Here is an 18,479-nt window from a genome sequence, read left to right as displayed (position 1 = left end):
CTCTTACGTGCAATGCATCTTTACTGGTCTAAATAACGCTGAGCGGCGCCAAAATCTAGTGAGCCTTCATAAATAGCGCGGCCAGTAATGATACCTTCTAAACAATCGCCATAAGGTTTAAGTAGCTCGATATCCTTCATATCGGTGACGCCGCCTGAAGCAATAACCGGAATGCCGCCTTCGCGAGCTAGATTGACCGTCTGCTCAACGTTGACACCTTGCATCATGCCATCACGGGCGATATCGGTATAGACGATAGAGGATACACCAACATCAGCGAAGCGCTTGGCAAGCTCAGTGGCCTTGGTATCAGTGACATTGGCCCAGCCGTGAGTAGCGACCATGCCGTCTTTGGCATCTATGCCGACGATGATATGACCGGCAAACTCGCGGCAAGCCTCGCTCACAAAGCTTGGATCTTCGACTGCCTTAGTACCGATAATGATATAAGTCAGACCAGCACTGATATATTGTTCAATCGTATTCAAGGTGCGCACACCGCCGCCTAGTTGTATCGGCAGCTTTGGATAAGCTTTGGCGATGTCTTCAACCACACGCTTGTGCACAGGGACGCCATCAAAAGCACCATTTAGATCGACTAAATGTAAACGACGCGCGCCTTCTTCTACCCAGCGCGTTGCCATAGCAACAGGATCGTCAGAGAACACCGTATCGTCTTCCATACGACCCTGTTTTAGGCGGACACATTTGCCATCTTTAAGATCAATAGCAGGAATAATCACTGGCGCAGCACACATAACACACTCCTAATATAAAATTTGAACAAGGTTAGCAAGTCTAGCTTAAAAACGGTCGCTTTTATCTAATAAAAGAGATAAAAGCATAATGAAGGACTCACCTTCTCTTAAGGTAGTAAAACGGACTGAGAGGTAAGTAAATGATAACTAGAAGTTTCCTAGTCTTAGAGCACCCACAATATTAAGTAAATTCAATTACTAACTGGCAATTTTAGGTCAATTTAGCGTATAATCCTAGGTAAATTTGTATTTGTTTCTATTCAAAATCGTCCTATGTGTATCTCCCTACCTATCATTTTACAGACTTAGTCAACAAAACGTTTACTGAGTCGATTTTTTGATTGGTAAGTGATCCTCAGGAAGTTATTGAATAACATAATACGAGCATTGCTCGTTTCAAGATTTTAATAAAAGGTATGGAAAGACTATTTATTCAATTCCTATTTTATACAGGCGGATTGAAGCTAATACTCTTAGCATGCATCTTGGTAGCCAGTCGCCACTTTGGTAAGTCGAATAAGATATTAACGTGTTGTTAAGGAGTCTAAGGTCAGCGTTGATACTCTTGATAGTAGGAATAATCGAGCATAACTGATAAAGCATTGAGCCGTTTTGCCATAACCTTGGCAGGTGGACGCTTTGCTGAGTAGTGCTTATTTATACTACCGTTATACCATACAGGACGTCTGGTATCGTTTTAGACTATGGACTAAGTTTTCGCTTATGATTACCATCAAAAAAGGTTTGGATTTGCCCATCACCGGCGAACCCTCTCGCGAGATAACTGAGCACAGACCTGCACATGTGGCACTGATTGGTTATGACTATGTGGGCATGAAGCCTACTATGAACGTCAAAGAAGGTGACATTGTCGCTAAAGGCCAGCCCGTTTTTGAAGACAAAAAACGCGTTGGCGTCATTTATACTGCCCCTGCTGCTGGTAAAGTTGTCGCCGTCAATCGCGGTGAACGCCGAGTGTTCGAAAGTCTGGTGATTGCCGTTGACCCCAATGGTGAGGAAGTAGAGTTTGACCGTTACGACTCTGAACAACTGGCCGATCTTGACTCCGAAATCGTTGAAAAACAGCTGTTTGCTTCTGGTGAATGGACGGCGTTTCGTACCCGCCCTTATAGCCGAGCCCCTGAGCTTGGCGCGCGTCCGCATGCTATCTTTGTCACTGCTATGGATACCAATCCACTAGCTTTTGACCCTATGCTTTTGATCAATGAAGAGCTGCAAGCATTCAATGATGGCTTAGCGGTACTGTCAACTTTGAGTCCTAAGACCTTTGTCTGTCATCATGCCGAGGCAAGCTTACCAAAAGTAGCCAAAACTGCTAGTGATAACGTCACTGAATATCATAGCTTTGCAGGTAAGCATCCGGCAGGTCTGGCGGGTACGCATATTCACTTTTTGCATCCTATCATGCGCGGTGTTAGCGTCTGGACGATCGGCTTTCAAGACGTCATAGCCTTGGGTAAATTATTTACCACTGGCCGCTTATATACGCGCCGTTTAGTGAGTCTAGCCGGTCCAGCAGTAACCAATCCGCATCTTATCGCAACCGAGCGCGGCGCGGATCTGATGGCGTTGACGAAAGGGCAGCTGATTGCAGGTGATAACCGTATCATCTCAGGCTCAGTGCTCTCTGGCCGTAAGCTGTTTGCTAATGTCGCTTATCTTGGCCGCTTCCATGATCAAGTCAGCTCTTTACCTGAAGGCTATGAGCGCCCTGCTTTTCACTTCTTTAGCCCAGGTGCAAACCGTTTCTCAAAGCTGCCGATTTATATCTCGCAGTTTTTTAAGAAAAAGTTTAACTTTACCACCTCTACCAATGGCTCGCCGCGGGCGATGGTGCCGATCGGTATCTATGAAGAGGTCATGCCCCAAGATTATCTACCTACGCAATTACTGCGCGCTTTGATTGTCGAAGATATCATCTCTGCGGTTGATTTGGGCGTACTCGAACTGGACGAAGAGGATGTAGCTTTGTGCACCTTCGTCTCTCCTGGTAAATATGAATACAGCGATATCTTGCGTGATAACCTAACGCGCATTGAGCTGGAGGGCTAACCACGATGAAATTTTTACACAATATGTTCGATCGTATGGAGCCGTCCTTCACTAAGGGTGGCAAACACGAGAAGTACTACGCCATCTTTGAGATGTTCGATACGTTTTTTCGTCAACCTGGTACAACAACTTTCACCTCATCGCACGTGCGTGATGGTATCGATCTAAAACGTATTATGATTACCGTTTGGCTCTGTACCTTCCCAGCGATGTTCTTTGGGATGTACAACGTCGGTCATCAAGCTTTGACCGCTATCTCTCAGCTCGGACTTGAGCCTGAGGGCTGGCGCACGGTGATCACTAGTATGGTAGGCTATGACCCCAATAGTATTTGGGCCAGCTTCGTCTACGGGGCTATGCAGTTCTTGCCCATCTATCTCGTCACCTTCGTGGTTGGTATTGCCTGTGAGATACTGTTTGCAGTAGTCCGTGGGCACGAAGTCAATGAGGGCTTCTTTGTCACCTCAGTACTGTACGCGCTTATCATGCCGCCCGATATTCCTTTATGGCAAGTGGCCTTAGGTATTATCTTCGGTGTTGTCGTAGCAAAAGAAGTCTTCGGTGGTACGGGTAAAAACTTCTTAAACCCAGCGCTATCAGGCCGTGCTTTCTTATACTTTGCATATCCTGCTTATATGTCGGGCGATTCGGTATGGACAGCGGTTGACGGCTTTTCTGGCGCAACACCGCTAGGTCTAGCCGCCCTTGGCGTCACGCCCGATCAGTTCGTTGATGTCTATGGCCGCGCTATCACTTGGAGTGATGCGTTCTTTGGTAATATCCAAGGTAGTGTCGGTGAAGTCTCAACCTTAGCTATTTTGTTGGGTGCAGTGGTGCTGCTGTGGGCGCGTATCGCTTCATGGCGTATTATGGCAGGCTGTGTGGTTGGTCTTATCGCCACTTCCCTCGTCTTTAATCTAATCGGCTCTGAAGATAACCTGATGATGAGTATGCCTTTTTATTGGCATCTAGTCATTGGTGGCTTCGCTTTTGGTGCGGTGTTTATGGCAACCGATCCGGTCTCAGCTGCACATACCAATAAAGGCCGCTGGGCTTACGGTATTTTGATCGGCTTTATGACCGTTCTGATTCGTGTCATCAACCCAGCCTTCCCAGAAGGCATCATGCTTGCCATCTTATTTGCTAACTTATTTGCGCCTTTGTTTGACTACTTTGTCACGCAAGCCAATATCAAGCGTCAAACTGCACGGAGGGTTCGTTATGTCCAAGCCCAAAAGTAATAATGCAAAAACTGTTAGCGTCGCGTTAACGCTATGCTTAGTCTGCTCAGTCTTAGTCTCAGCAGTCGCGGTCGGGCTCAAACCCGCGCAAATCGAAAACGCGCGCCTAGATCGTAACAAAAACATCTTAGTCGCGGCGGGCATGTATGATGCCGAGCAAGATACTGCCGAAGATGTCGCTAATCGCTTTGAAGACTTCGATGTCAAAATCGTTGATCTGCAAGCCGGTAACTATTTAGATGACGAACAGCTTGTCGAAGTTGGCATCCCTGATCGTAACAACTATGACGCAAGTCAAGCGACCAAGAACCAAGCACTCAGTAATGATTTGGGCGCTAATGATCCTGCTGGCATCGGCCGTGTCCCTAAGTACGCCAAAGTCTACGTCAAAAATGACGACGCCGGTAATCCAGAAATGGTTGTACTACCGATTCAAGGTTATGGTCTATGGGGTACGATTTATGGCTTCTTAACGCTTGAGAGCGATATGAATACCATTAAAGGTATCAGCTTTTATGAGCATAAAGAAACTCCAGGACTTGGCGCTCGTATTGAAGAGCCTGAGTGGCGTGCGCAGTGGAGCGGTATTCATTCTTATGATGAAAATGGCGAGGTTGCGACTGGTGTTACCAAAGCCGGTAATCCAAAAGAGAACTGGGTCGACGGTATTAGTGGTGCGACTTTGACTGGTCGCGGCGTGAGTAACATGATTCAGTTTTGGCTTAGCGAGCAAGGCTATAAACCTTATCTAGATGCGCTACGCGAAGAAAGCGGTGCCACTATCGATAATGCTGACGCCCAAGCTAGCCAAGCAAACCTTGAGCAAGCCAAGCCAACAACTGAACTGGCAGCGGCTCTACCATTAGCAACTGGCAAGGAGGCATAACATGGCTGACACCAAAAGCATTTTAACTACGCCTATTTTTGACAATAACCCTATTGGTTTACAAATATTAGGTATCTGTTCGGCACTCGCCGTGACGACCAGCATGTCCAATGCGATGGTCATGTGTGTCGCATTGACCTTAGTCACTGCGTTTTCGAGCTTTTTTATCTCGATTATTCGCAAAAAAATCCCGTCTAGTATTCGTATTATCGTACAGATGACAATTATTGCCTCACTAGTTATCATAGTCGATCAGGTGCTAAAAGCCGTCGCTTATGACGTGAGTAAAGGACTTTCGGTATTCGTTGGTTTGATTATCACTAACTGTATCGTGATGGGCCGCGCCGAAGCGTTTGCGATGAGCAATCCACCGATTCCTAGTTTTTTAGATGGTGTCGGTAATGGTCTTGGTTATTCGGCAGTACTCTTATTCGTCGCGACGATTCGTGAGCTATTAGGCTCAGGTACTTGGTTCGGTATCACTATATTGCAACCAGTGACTGACGGCGGTTGGTACTTACCTAACGGTCTATTATTACTGCCCCCTTCAGCCTTCTTTATCATCGGCTTGTTTATTGCCATTGTACGTTTTTGGAAGCCAGAACAAATTGAAGAAGCTGACTTTGTAATGAAGCCGCAATCTAAAGGCATGGCACATGGAGGCGGTCACTAATGGGACATTATGTTAGCTTATTTATAACCTCAGTCTTTATTGAGAATATGGCGCTGGCCTATTTCTTAGGTATGTGTACTTTCTTAGCAGTATCAAAGAAAGTCTCAACAGCTATTGGCCTTGGGGTTGCCGTCATCGTCGTTATGGCGATTACCGTACCGCTGAATAACCTACTTTTTCAGTTCATACTAAAGAGTGGCGCTTTGGCTTGGGCGGGCTTTCCTGATATCAATCTTAGCTTCTTAGGTCTGCTTAGCTATATCGGCTTAATCGCAGCGACGGTTCAGATTCTAGAGATGTTCTTAGATAAGTTTGTGCCGGCGCTTTATAACGCTCTAGGGGTATTCTTACCGCTGATTACGGTTAACTGCGCCATCCTTGGCGGCGTACTATTTATGGTCGAGCGTGATTATAACTTTAGCGAATCTGTCGTCTACGGCGTTGGTGCTGGTTTTGGTTGGGCAGTCGCTATTGTCGCTTTGGCGGGTATCCGTGAAAAGCTCAAATATTCAGACATTCCAGGACCGCTACAAGGCTTGGGCATCACCTTTATTACTGTCGGTTTGATGTCGCTTGGCTTTATGTCGTTCGGCGGTATGTCAATTTAGGCACTGAGCACTATTAGCTTATTGAACCATTTAACTCATTTATTTGGAAGGGGCTAGAGAGCCACTACAGTCAGCTCTTATCCCCTACCCCATAAATTAAGGATACCTACCATGGATTATGCTACGGCGATTGGTGGCGTTGCTATGTTCACTGTGATCATCATGAGCCTTGTCGCTATTATTTTAGCGGCGCGCTCAAGACTGGTCAGCTCAGGGGACGTTACCATTCGCATTAATGAAAATCCTGATAATGATGTTGTCACCCCTGCCGGTGGCAAACTGCTACAGACGCTTGCAAGCGAAGGTATATTTTTATCATCAGCTTGCGGCGGCGGTGGTACTTGCGCTCAGTGTCGTTGCCGAGTGATCGAAGGCGGCGGCTCTATTTTGCCGACCGAAGAAGGCTACTTCACTCAAGGTGAGATTCGCAATCATATGCGCCTAGCCTGTCAGGTAGCGGTCAAGCAAGATATGGAGATTGAGATTGATCCTGAATTCTTCGATGTCCAAAAGTGGGAATGTGAAGTCATCTCTAACGACAACGTCGCAACCTTTATTAAAGAGCTAGTACTAAAGATTCCAGAAGGTGAAGAGGTAAACTTCCGCGCCGGTGGTTATGTGCAGTTAGAAGCGCCGCCGCATGAAGTGCACTACAAAGACTTTGATATCGGCGAAGAGTACCGTGAAGACTGGGAAAAGTTCGGCGTCTTTAAATACGTCTCAAAAGTCGATGAGCCTGTTATTCGTGCGTACTCAATGGCCAACTACCCAGAAGAAAAAGGCATCATTAAGTTTAACATCCGTATCGCCAGTCCACCGCCGCGTGGTCCTGAAGGTATCCCGCCGGGCAAGATGTCGTCTTGGGTATTTAGCCTAAAACCTGGTGATAAGGTGACGGTATCAGGCCCGTATGGTGAGTTCTTTGCCAAAGATACCGATGCTGAGATGATCTTCGTCGGGGGCGGTGCGGGTATGGCACCGATGCGCTCGCACATCTTTGATCAACTAAAGCGCCTCAATTCTGATCGTAAGATTAGCTTTTGGTACGGTGCGCGCTCGATTCGTGAAATGTTCTATGTCGAAGACTACGATCAGCTCGAAGAAGAGTTCGATAACTTTGAGTGGCATGTGGCGCTATCTGATCCATTACCAGAAGATAACTGGGATGGTCCGACCGGCTTTATCCATAATGTGCTACTTGAAAATTACCTAAAAGACCATCCAAACCCAGAAGACTGTGAATACTACATGTGTGGGCCACCGATGATGAACGCTGCTGTCATCGATATGCTGCATAGCCTCGGTGTCGAAGATGAAAACATCATGCTTGATGACTTTGGTGGTTAATGTAGTCTTAATATAGTGGTTAAAATTAGAGTCTCAATTGAGACTCTTTTTTTTGGCTGATATTTAAAGGCGGGCTTTTCTCATTTTACAAATTCGAGTAGCAATCTGAGTGCGACTTTTTTATAGTATTGATAATTCATATTGATATTTTTGCCATGGATAGTTTTGAAATAGTTACTTTTGACATAGATACTTTTTGACATGGTTATTTTTACTAAGTAAGGACGCTTATGAAAACGAAATTTAAAGACCTAACGATTTGGATCACTGGGGCGTCGAGTGGTTTAGGTGAGGCGCTAGCGATTGCTTTTGCCAAAAAAGGCGCGACTATTATCTTGAGTGGTCGTAATGAGGACAAGTTAGAAGCGGTCAAAGAGCAGTGCAAAAAGTCTAAAAATCATCATATCGTACCTTTTGATATCAGTGATAGCGAGCAGACTCAAGCGGCTTATAAGAGCGCTATCAATAAAGCGGGTAAAATCGACTGGCTCATTAATAATGCTGGGGTCTCCCAGCGCTCATTGATTATGGAAACCTCGGAAGACGTAGAGCGCCAAATTATGGAGCTCGATTACTTTGCGCAAACGCGGCTGACGCGTCTGGTACTGCCTGCCATGCTCGAGCAAGGCGGCGGTAAAATTGTGATGATATCTAGTATCGCAGGACTGATAGGTACTCAATATCGTGGCGCTTATAGTGCAGCCAAAGCCGCTATTCATCTATGGGCCAACAGCCTGCGCGCTGAGCTCTACGATCAAGGCATTGAGGTCGCTACGATATTCCCAGGTTTTATTCAAACCAATGTCTCGATTAACGCTTTGACAGGGGACGGTAGCACTCTAGGTACGATGGATGAGGCGACAAGCAAAGGACTCACTGCGTCCGAATTTGCTAAGCAAGTGGTTAAAGCACTTAGCAAAGGTGAAGAATATATCATCGTTGGCGGGCGCCAAGAAAGAATGGCGACTAGAGTCAATCGCTTATCACCGCCTAAGCTTTATAAGCTGATTCGGCAGTCGCAAGTTAGGTAGCTTGATCGATAGCCAATACGAAATGAAATCGATACGTTAATAACGTCGTGCTACTGATACAACTTTTCCTTGCTTGCTGTGCGCTTCGCACTCCAAAGGCTGCGCAAAATTTATCCTAGTAGCACTATATCGTTTTTAAAGTGAAGCGGCTATAGAATGCTTTTATAAGATTAACCAGATTTTGGCCTATTGCCATGATTAAAAACCATTAGGGGTGTAGAATAGATAAAAGCTATTCACGCCCCTAATTTTATGTCTATTACTTTTATCACCGCAACAACATGACTATGACAAATTTATCGCAAAACTCCTCTAAATTAACCCGCATGATGGGCTTAACCTCAGTTAGTACCTCTTGCCTTTTGGCTCTGAGTGCTTGCCAGCAGCCAACTGCAGACTTTAATACTTTAAGCGGTGAGACTATGGGTACTAGCTACCATATTAGCTATCAGCTCCCAGATGGTACTAATGAGGCCGCTATTCAAGCTTCTATCGATGAGAGACTACAGCAGATCAACGACAGTATGTCGACTTATATAGACGACTCCACTATATCAAAGTTCAATCGTTTAACTGCTAATACGCCTATCACTATCGATGCAGACTTTAGTCATGTTTTAGAGACGTCAAGACAGGTTTATGAGCAATCTGGCGGCGCTTTTGATCCGACAGTGATGCCCTTGATTGATACTTGGGGTTTTGGCAGTACGATGACGGTTGAGCGCTTACAAAGCCCACCAAGTCAGGTTGAGATTGCGCAGGCTAAAGCCTTAGTCGACTTCAAAAGCGTGGTACAAGAAGGCGATAGCCTTTATAAAACCAAAGATGGCGTAGGCTTAGACTTCTCAGCTGTAGCAAAGGGCTACGGTGTTGATGTCATCGCTGATGTGCTAAGACAAGACTATCAGATTCGTAATTATATGGTCGAGATTGGCGGAGAAGTGGCCTCATCTGGGGTCAACGCACAAACTCAGCCTTGGCAAATCGCTATCGACGCGCCAATAGAAGGCAGTACGGTGACTGAGCGTCAAACCATCGCCGCTATTCGTCAACCCAAATCGATGGGTAATAAGATGCATTTAGCTACTTCTGGCAATTATCGAAACTCTGTTATTTTTGATAATAAACGCTATAGCCATACCATAGATCCGACTACTGGTGAACCTATCATAGGCGGCGCCCCTTCCGTGACGGTAGCGGCAGAGTCGGTAGGGCTTGCTGATGCTTGGGCCACGGCGCTGACCGCCATGCCGTATGAGCAAGCACTGGCTACTGCTGAACAGCAAGATATAGCAGCAATGTTTGTGATATTAATCGATAATAGTAATATTGACGCTGAGAGTGTAGAGGACTGGCAGATCGTTGAGACCTCGGCTATGCAAGCACTGCGAGCAGATAAACCCTCTTAACCGCTCTTAGCGGCTATGCTAGTAAAGTATTGATAATAAAACACTTGTACCAGCGAGCAAGACCGAAATCTGCTATAATACTAAACATCAATGTCATTAATAAAATATCGAAAAATAAATGTGAGGTCACGCTATGCTTAGCCAACTCCTACCAATACTTGCCATTACTTTTACCGTCTTTGTGCTGTTCTTTTTGCTCATGGGTATCGGCTATATGTTCAAAAAGCAGCCGCTTAAAGGCTCGTGTGGCGGTGTCGCCAATTTGATGGGTGATGAGAGATGCTCGTTTTGCGGTGACGATCCTAATAAGTGTGACTCAGTCGTAGCAGAGCAGCAAGACACTGCCTTAAAAGCCGCTCAATTGGGTAAGTCGGTTTAAGTTTGTCTTGTGACCGTTTGTAGTTTTTAGTTACTTGTTAAATTGACGCTCTAGCGTTTCTAGCGGTTAGTTACCATACGCTGGTAGTACTTTGCCCTCTCTACTCTTATACTAGTGTTAAGTATTTTTAAGATGCTTAGCACTTTTTTATTGGGTATGGTTTATCTTTTTAGGATAGCTCACTAAGATAATTAACCAACGAAGTTTTGTTAAAATATTTTCATTATTCGATTAGTTCATTGCTTACATCAATTCTTATTCGTTCTACCTAACCATCAACGCATTTTCTTAACCACCGTCTTGGTGGAATTTTTTGAGGTTATTCTAACAGTGCTATTTTGTCAACCTTTAGCCATAACCTTTTGTTTTTCCTAATTTTATAGTCGTGCCGCTATGTCTACCTCTAACGATTTACTCTCGAATTCATCTGCAAATAAGTCAAGCATGATCAAGACACCTTCCTCAAAGTTTACTTTTTGGTTAGTGCTATTTGCGATGATTTTGCTAGCCACTAATATGCGCGCGCCTATTGTAGCGCTAGGTTCTATCGCGCCTGTGGTACAAGACGCGCTGGGTATCTCTGAGACCGAGATCGGTTGGCTTGGCGCAGTACCGATGTTGGCCTTTGCCATTGGGGCGTTGATTGCGCCTTCTATTGGTAAGCGTTTTGGCCTTGAAAATACGCTGATCGTCATGGTGGCACTGCTCACCTTTGGGATGGTACTGCGCTCGGTGGTGCCCACTTGGCTTGGGTTTTTGACTGGTACGGTCATGCTCACTTTAGCCATAGGCTTTGCTAATACTTTGGCCGCTCCTATTATCAAACAGCGCACGCCGAAAAATATTCCATTAGTGACTGGCCTATTTAGTCTGACTATGACAATCGGTGCGGGTATAGTTGCGGGGGTAGTATTGCCCTTATCTGAGTGGGTCGGCTGGCAATGGGCTATAGGGGGCTGGTCTATTTTTGGTGTTTTTGCGCTTATTCTTTGGATATTTTTGCGTATTCGTTTAGGCTCCTCTAATCATCAACCTATACCTACCTCTGCCACTACCTCAGCTAAGATATCCATTTGGCGCTCTGCTTTTGGCTGGCAAATTGCTATGTTTATGGGTATTCAGTCTTTGCTATATTATACCGTTGCTAGCTTTTTACCTTCTATCTTGGTTAGTAAAGGTATGAGTGCTGTGAATGCAGGTCAAATGGGAGCGGTGTTTCAGTTTATGGCTCCGCTCGCTATCTTGATTGTTACTTGGCTTATCAACCGTGGTCGCCCTATTCAAGCGCTCGCTATCACTGCTGCTAGTTTCAACGTCATTGGTATCTTAGGCTTGAGTTATGCCTCTACCGATTTGGCATGGCTATGGTCAGGCTTTATGGGTGCCGGCTGTTCAGCGATTTTCACTTTGAGTATGATGCTGTTCTCTTTGCGCACTTATACCACCAATCAATCAAGCGAGCTGTCCGGTATGGCGCAGTTCGTCGGTTACTTGGTTGCTTTTTTTGGCCCCCTCGGCACTGGTTGGCTCCATGAAGCGACAGATAGTTGGGACTTGCCTTTATTATTGATACTGATATTAATGATTATCAACGTTGGGCTTGCGTGGTTGGTCAGTCGTCCGGTCATGGTCGATGGTCAAAAAGCTTAAGCCAACATCAACGCACCATTTGCTAAACTTATTCGATTGATTAAAGGATATGACCGTTATGAAGAATAAAAAAACCAGCCTACTTACGCGTCCTCTTTATCTCATAACGATCGCCATGATAAGTTCAGGCTTACTGCTAAGTGGTTGCCAAGACAAACCAGAAACCGAAACTAAAGAGCCACAAACTACCGAAACAGCGGCGGTCGATAGCCCTTTAGATGTAGAAGACGCGACTAATATCAATACCACTGAGCAACAACTGATATCGCAGCCTATCACTATCTTAGCGCTAGGCGACTCGTTAACTGAAGGCTTAGGCGTTGAGCGTGACGGTAATTATCCGGCGCAGTTAGAAGCTAAACTAAAAGAAATGGGCTATGTGAATGTCGATGTGGTTAATTCTGGGCTTAGCGGTGAAACCAGTACTGGCCTTGTTAATCGTCTCGACTGGGTGAGCCAGACTGAACCTGATATTACTATTCTAACCATTGGCGCTAACGATGCCATTCGCGGTCTCGATGTAGCAACGATTGAAGATAATATTCGCACGGCAGTTAAACATCTGCAAGACAATGGTAGCGAAGTGATCTTAGGCGGCATGCAGATTTATGATAATTTAGGGAGTGAATACGTGCAGTCCTTTTCAGCCATTTATCCGCGTATCGCTGAAGATATGGACGTGCCGATGATTCCGTTTTTCTTAGAAGGCGTGGGCGGTGTTAGCGAATTAAACCAAGCAGATGCTATCCATCCAACTAAGGAAGGCTATACTATTATTGTGAATAATAATATCTTGCCTGTGCTTAAGCCGGAGCTTGAGAGTATGGTAGCAAGTGAGACTGATTAAGAACTTTTGCTACACTATTCGTCGTGAATCCATAGCCACAAATACGTTAATCGAGACTGTCCAATGACCGCCATACCTACCAGCAACCCCCTACTCACCGCCGCAAACCTCAATAAAACCGTGCAAGTTGGTGAGCAATCGCTAGCGATTATTAAAGACGTCAGTATCCATGTTGATGCCGGCGAGTTTGTGGTGATTATGGGTAAGTCCGGCTCAGGTAAATCTACCTTGCTTGGTTTGCTGGCAGCGCTCGATTATCCCGATAGCGGTTCGGTTAAGCTGGGCGAGCAAACCTTAAGTGCGCTTGATGAAGATAAGCTGGCCGCTATTCGTCAGCGCGAGATGGGCTTTGTCTTTCAGTCGTTTCATCTACTGCCGACCTTGAGCGTGCGCGAAAATATCGCTTTTCCGCTAGATATCGCGCGGCGTCCTGATCCTGCGCGGGTCGATGAACTCATCGACGCGGTCGGACTTGGGCATAGGCGTGATAGCTTGCCCAATCAATTATCTGGCGGTGAGCAGCAGCGTACCGCTGTCGCCCGCGCTTTGGTGTCGCGTCCCAAAATTGTCTTTGCTGATGAGCCAACCGGTAATTTGGACGAGCAAAACGCCGACCAAGTCATGCAATTATTGTTAGATTTACGGCAGCAAACCGGTTCAGCGCTAGTGGTAGTAACGCATGACCCAGCACTTGCTGAGATGGCGGATAGAGTGATTACGATGCATGATGGGTTGATAGACGGAACTTACGCCAATGGATAACGTCACCAAAAACAATCAAACTGGTCATCATGTCAGCGATGACACAAACGCCGCTAACAACATAATAAGCCAGCTTTTCGCTTCCACCCTTGGCACCAAAGCCCTGACTCGCAGCTGGTGGCGGCGCTGGGTGTATCCCGTTTTATTTTTAATTACTCTAACGCTATCGCTTGCCACTTACCTCACACTTGACTCGATTCAGCAAGCGGTGAATACCTATATCACCGATAATCAGCGCGCGCTGGTCGGTGGTGATTTGGTGCTGGAGAGCAATCAAGAGTGGCCAGCGCAAGTAATAGAGCAAGTGCGCAGCTTGCCTGAAACCCAAGTCGTTTATGACCACCAGTTTAGCTCCATGGCGGTGACCGAAGAGCAAACCTTATTGGTGCGCATAAAAGGCGTCACCCCTGCTTATCCCTTATATGGCGATACACAAACCGAATCTGGCAAACCCTTATGGCAACAGCTAAGGCCGGACACCATTGTCATCGCGCCAGAGGTGTTACAAGGGTTAAATGCAAGCGTTGGCGACAGCATTACTATTGGTGATGGGCAATTTACCATCAGCGATGTGCTGACCAAAGAGCCAGACCGCCCCTTGAGCGCTTTTGATTTTGGTGGGCATGTATTGATGCAAGAGGACGGCTTAGCGGCAACCAATCTGCTCGGTCAGCGTAGCCGTGTGCGTTATCGTATCGAGATGGCAGGCGACGAGGACACCATAGCCGCATTAAATGAGCAATTAGAGCAAACCTTAACCAGCTATCCTAACATCAGGCTCTCCGATATCGACTCTGAGGACACACAAGTCTCGCGCATCTCTGACAATGTGCTGATGTTTTTGAAATTACTGGTCATCGCGGTACTGCTATTATCTGCGGTGGCTATGTATGGCGTTATCACCGCCTTTGCGACCAAACAGCAAGCCAACAACGCCATCCGTATGGCGATGGGCGAACCGGCCCGTCAAATCAAAGCCAGCTACTATCGGCTGTTATTGGGCATGTCCATCATTGCCAGTATCGCCTCCGTGGTGCTTAGTCTCGGGCTATTAAAAGTCGGTCAGCCTTATCTCACCGCCATATTACCTGAAGACCTTGGCTTAGCGATTAGTCCGCTTAGCATTATTAAAACGCTGATTATCGCTATTATATTGACCTTGGTGATTACCCAGCGCGGCCTTAATGAGCTGAGTACTACTAAACCCGCTACTCTACTTAATCAAGGCGCAAGTCAACAATCAGGAAAGCAACCTTGGTATCAGCGCACGCCCCTACTCTGGTACGGGCTGATGTTTATCGGTCTGTATTTATTCTTCACTTATGAAGTCGGCTCTTGGCGCTTATCAGCGCAACTGCTTATCGGGTTGATTGGCTTTGTCGCTATATTTTGGGCTCTGGCTCGCGGTTGGCTGTGGCTATTATCACGCTTGGCGAAAAATAAAAACATCAGTTGGATGCAGCGTATCGCCATTCATAACCTGGCACGTAAAGGTAATCAATCAGCGCTATTCTTCGTCACGCTGTCGCTATCGGTCGCAGTATTGACCCTGATTACTACTTTAAATCACAGTATCAACGCCCAGTTCGTCGATGCTTATCCAGAAGATGCGCCCAATATATTCTTGCTTGATGTGCAAAGCGAGCAACACGACGCGATTAATAATATCATTGGCACACCGGTCAGCTACTACCCCGTCATTCGCGCGCGTATCGTCACCGCTGGCGGCGTGGCGGCAGAAGATATCGAAGCCACTCAAGGGGCGGATGACCCAACGCGAGTGTTCAATTTAAGCTACGCCGATACGGTTATGGACACCGAATACATCGTCGATGCGGTCACTAATAACGAGCTATATAGCCCTATCGACGGTCAAGACTCTACTAAGTCCGCACTGCAACAAGTACAGCCGTTATCTATCTTAAACAGTGCTGCCAGTCTGCTAAACGTCAGCATGGGCGATGAAGTGGTGTTTAATATTCAAGGTATTGAGATAACTGGAGAGATTACCAGTATCCGCTCGCGCTTTGAGCGCGGCCCCAGCCCGTTCTTTTATTTCTTATTTGAGCCTGAGCTGTTAGCCGCCGCCCCGCAAATCCAGTTTGCCACCGCGCATATCCCTGAGGACAGCATCGCTGAGGTGCAAGGACAGCTGGTACGCGAATTCCCAGCCGTTACTACGGTTGACGGTACGGCTATCGCTGAGCAAATCCAAGGGCTGGTGCAGCAGATGAGCCGCTTAGTGTATGTGTTTACCTTACTGGCGTTATTAACTGGGATTATGGTACTGATCAGCTCGCTACTTTCTACTTCACAAGATCGCATGCAAGAGAGCGCGTCCTTCCGATTATTAGGAATGCAAAAGTCTGATTTATATAAGCTAAATATCTTGGAGATTGGCGTACTTGGCGTGAGCGCCGCGGTGTTTGCGATGACTATCGCGAGTGTTGGCGCTTGGTTTGCAATTACCCAATGGTTTAATCTACAATTTAGTGTGCCGTGGACGAGCTTGGCTATTGGCGGTGCGGCGTTAGTCGTATTGCTGTTTGCCATTGCCATTATTTATGTACGCTTGGTGATTGGGCGTGGGATTATGGCACGGGTACGGGCGATGATTTAGGATCTAACATTAGGTTTAGTTTATACTCTTTACAAGTAGTTATACTATCTCAGAGATTGAGCCTTTTTTAATTCTTTTAGAGACTTTATTATGTCAGATCTAGATATTGAGAACCAGCTAGCGAAGATATTATCTGAATCACCCTCTGCTCCATTTCTATTTATTGGTTCAGGATTTTCAAGAAGATATATAGATATGCCTGATTGGAAAGGTTTGCTAAGTCAGTTTTCAAAAAAGCCTTTTACAAGATATTTAGGAATGGCAAATGATAATATTCCTAAAGCAGCTTTAGCTTTGGCTAACGACTTCTATGAAGAATGGTTTGAAGAAAATGAAGGTAATAAAGAGGTATATGAATCAAAGAACTGGCTCAATAAAGTTGAAACTCCTTTGAAATATGAAATAGCTAGGTTTATAAAAAGCTATGACATGGAAGACTGTCTAACTCAAAACCCTGAACTCATTGAACTGACAAACGACAAAGTTGTTATTGATGGAATCATAACTACTAATTGGGATTTACTACTTGAGAAAATCTTTCCAAAGTTAAAAGCTTATGTTGGACAGTCAGATATACTTTTCAAGCATCCGCAAGCTGTTGGTGAGATCTTTAAAATTCACGGTAGCTGCACTGACTTTAACAGTCTAATACTGAGTAGTAATGACTATAAGGACTTCAATCAAAAGAACCCTTATCTAGCAGCGAAACTTATTTCGATATTTCTTGAGAAACCTGTCATATTCCTTGGATACTCACTCTCAGATGAAAATATTACTGATATTCTTGAAAAAATAGAAAGGGTTATTGATTCTGAAGATAAGATTAATAAATTATCGAAAAATATGATATTCGTTACTAGAGCCAATGGTAGTGAAGAGCGAATGACTTGTATAGAAATGCCAATAAATGACAGGAGGCTTGCATTCACGCACATAAAGACTGATGACTTTGGTAAGATTTATAGGGCTTTACAATATGCTGAAAGGAAAATACCTGTTGATTTTCTTAGAATATTCAAAGAGCAGATTTATAATATTGTAAACTCTAGAGAGAAGTCAGACTTACAATTAAAATACGTTGATTTTGATAACGCTATTGAGGATAAAGATATAGATTTTGTTGCTGGTGTAGGCGTAGCATCTATATCAGAGTTTGGGATGAAAGGAATCCAAGGTATTTCTGCTCGAGATCTTATTAGAGACATTATTTTCGATGATTTACAGTTTTCAAGTGACGAGATTGTAAGAGCGTTACCTTTGTTAGTCAAAGCGACTCCCACATATATAGTCTAATCCAAATAAAACCGATACAATATTTATAACAATCTTAATTAATGAAATAAACAATGACTTATTCAATAGACTATCGCAAACAGGTACTTTCTAGCATCGCTGATGGCATGACCATACGAGAAGCTGCGCTGTTTTATGGACTTAGCACCAGCACCATTCACAGCTGGCAGCAGAACCTAACTCCTAAAACAACCAGAAATAAAGCACCAACTAAAATACCTGATGACGCATTGATTGAAGACGTAAAAACATATCCAGATGATTATAACTATGAAAGAGCTCGTCGCTTGAACTGTAGTAAGACTGGCATCTTTAATGCTTTAAAGCGTCTTGGTATCAGTCAAAAAAAAGACCTTAGAACATCCAAAAGCGTGTCCGATAAAAAGAGCAGTATTCCAGAATAAGCTTGATAGCTTTACGCAGCAAGGCTACCCCATTGTCTATATGGATGAAAGCGGCTTTGAGGCTGAAACCATTCGTTCTCATGGCTATGCACCGATTGGTACACCCTGTATCGATAGCTACAACTGGCAAGCAAAAAAGCGAACCAACGTCATCGGAGCTCTCTATGAAAAAATGCTTTTTGCGCTTGATTACTTTGAGCAGAACATCAATGGCACCATATTCTACGACTGGTGCAAACACACTTTAATTCCAAGTCTCAAGACTAAATGCGTGATTGTCATGGATAACGCTCGGTTTCATAAAAGCAAACGCATTCAAAAACTATTAAACAGACATGGCCATCGTATTCTTTGGCTGCCGCCGTACAGCCCTGATCTGAACCCTATTGAGAAAAAATGGGCACAGGCTAAGTTTCTGCGCCAAGGGTGGATGGAGAATAATCTCCCTAAACTGTTTTATGATATGGGCTGTATCGATTTTATAAAGACTTAACTATA

17 protein-coding genes are annotated in these 18,479 nt (G+C 45.2%); 16 read left to right on the top strand and 1 reads right to left on the bottom strand.

Going from position 1 to position 18,479, the window contains the following annotated elements:
- Positions 1-20: 20 nt before the first annotated feature.
- On the bottom strand, positions 21-758 hold the full coding sequence (gene hisA, locus W234_RS0104700; RefSeq protein ID WP_025645231.1) for a 1-(5-phosphoribosyl)-5-[(5-phosphoribosylamino)methylideneamino]imidazole-4-carboxamide isomerase: 738 nt from the start codon (positions 756-758) through the stop codon (positions 21-23).
- 723 nt (positions 759-1,481) lie between these two features.
- Here hisA and W234_RS0104695 point away from each other — a divergent pair.
- From W234_RS0104695 to W234_RS14470, 16 genes are all read left to right on the top strand, one after another.
- Positions 1,482-2,831 carry a Na(+)-translocating NADH-quinone reductase subunit A gene (locus W234_RS0104695; protein ID WP_025645228.1) on the top strand — a complete coding sequence of 450 codons (1,350 nt, stop codon included), beginning with the start codon at positions 1,482-1,484 and terminating at the stop codon, positions 2,829-2,831.
- Between the two features lie 5 nt (positions 2,832-2,836).
- Positions 2,837-4,072 (top strand): NADH:ubiquinone reductase (Na(+)-transporting) subunit B, encoded by a 1,236-nt coding sequence (locus W234_RS0104690; RefSeq protein WP_025645225.1) that lies wholly within the window; start codon positions 2,837-2,839, stop codon positions 4,070-4,072.
- On the top strand, positions 4,053-4,958 hold the full coding sequence (locus W234_RS0104685; RefSeq protein ID WP_025645223.1) for a Na(+)-translocating NADH-quinone reductase subunit C: 906 nt from the start codon (positions 4,053-4,055) through the stop codon (positions 4,956-4,958). The genes W234_RS0104690 and W234_RS0104685 overlap by 20 nt, the downstream gene beginning before the upstream one ends.
- A gap of 1 nt (position 4,959) precedes the next feature.
- Complete coding sequence (locus W234_RS0104680) at positions 4,960-5,631, top strand: NADH:ubiquinone reductase (Na(+)-transporting) subunit D (RefSeq protein WP_025645221.1); 672 nt, start codon at positions 4,960-4,962, stop codon at positions 5,629-5,631.
- Entirely contained in the window at positions 5,631-6,239 is a 609-nt protein-coding gene (nqrE, locus tag W234_RS0104675; protein ID WP_025645220.1) for an NADH:ubiquinone reductase (Na(+)-transporting) subunit E, read from the top strand. The genes W234_RS0104680 and nqrE overlap by 1 nt, the downstream gene beginning before the upstream one ends.
- Positions 6,240-6,350: 111 nt before the next feature.
- On the top strand, positions 6,351-7,586 hold the full coding sequence (nqrF, locus tag W234_RS0104670) for an NADH:ubiquinone reductase (Na(+)-transporting) subunit F (protein ID WP_025645218.1): 1,236 nt from the start codon (positions 6,351-6,353) through the stop codon (positions 7,584-7,586).
- A 230-nt stretch (positions 7,587-7,816) separates the two neighbouring features.
- Positions 7,817-8,617, top strand: a complete 801-nt coding sequence (locus tag W234_RS0104660) for an SDR family NAD(P)-dependent oxidoreductase (protein ID WP_025645216.1) — start codon at positions 7,817-7,819, stop codon at positions 8,615-8,617.
- A 329-nt stretch (positions 8,618-8,946) separates the two neighbouring features.
- Complete coding sequence (locus W234_RS0104655) at positions 8,947-10,026, top strand: FAD:protein FMN transferase (RefSeq protein WP_051397464.1); 1,080 nt, start codon at positions 8,947-8,949, stop codon at positions 10,024-10,026.
- A gap of 133 nt (positions 10,027-10,159) precedes the next feature.
- The gene (gene nqrM / locus W234_RS0104650; protein ID WP_025645214.1) at positions 10,160-10,405 is read left to right on the top strand and encodes a (Na+)-NQR maturation NqrM; all 246 of its coding nucleotides are present in this window, start codon (positions 10,160-10,162) and stop codon (positions 10,403-10,405) included.
- A 393-nt stretch (positions 10,406-10,798) separates the two neighbouring features.
- Positions 10,799-12,055: a CynX/NimT family MFS transporter gene (locus W234_RS13675; protein ID WP_051397462.1), complete on the top strand. Its 1,257-nt coding sequence runs from the start codon at positions 10,799-10,801 to the stop codon at positions 12,053-12,055.
- A 58-nt stretch (positions 12,056-12,113) separates the two neighbouring features.
- On the top strand, positions 12,114-12,902 hold the full coding sequence (locus W234_RS0104640; RefSeq protein WP_025645213.1) for an arylesterase: 789 nt from the start codon (positions 12,114-12,116) through the stop codon (positions 12,900-12,902).
- A gap of 63 nt (positions 12,903-12,965) precedes the next feature.
- Positions 12,966-13,664, top strand: coding sequence for an ABC transporter ATP-binding protein (locus W234_RS0104635; protein WP_025645212.1), 699 nt, complete (start codon positions 12,966-12,968; stop codon positions 13,662-13,664).
- Entirely contained in the window at positions 13,657-16,284 is a 2,628-nt protein-coding gene (locus tag W234_RS0104630) for an ABC transporter permease (RefSeq protein WP_025645211.1), read from the top strand. Before W234_RS0104635 ends, W234_RS0104630 begins: the two co-directional genes overlap by 8 nt.
- Before the next feature lie 90 nt (positions 16,285-16,374).
- Positions 16,375-17,577, top strand: a complete 1,203-nt coding sequence (locus W234_RS0104625; protein ID WP_051397463.1) for an SIR2 family protein — start codon at positions 16,375-16,377, stop codon at positions 17,575-17,577.
- 53 nt (positions 17,578-17,630) lie between these two features.
- A complete protein-coding gene (locus W234_RS14755; protein WP_025643618.1) occupies positions 17,631-17,981 on the top strand; it encodes an IS630 transposase-related protein in 351 nt (116 codons plus the stop codon).
- Complete coding sequence (locus W234_RS14470) at positions 17,908-18,474, top strand: IS630 family transposase (protein ID WP_227501901.1); 567 nt, start codon at positions 17,908-17,910, stop codon at positions 18,472-18,474. Before W234_RS14755 ends, W234_RS14470 begins: the two co-directional genes overlap by 74 nt.
- Positions 18,475-18,479 lie beyond the last annotated feature (5 nt).

It is taken from the genome of Psychrobacter sp. TB15, assembly GCF_000511655.1.
GTDB classification, from domain to species: domain Bacteria; phylum Pseudomonadota; class Gammaproteobacteria; order Pseudomonadales; family Moraxellaceae; genus Psychrobacter; species Psychrobacter submarinus.
This window is presented reverse-complemented; position numbering and strand designations above follow the sequence as displayed.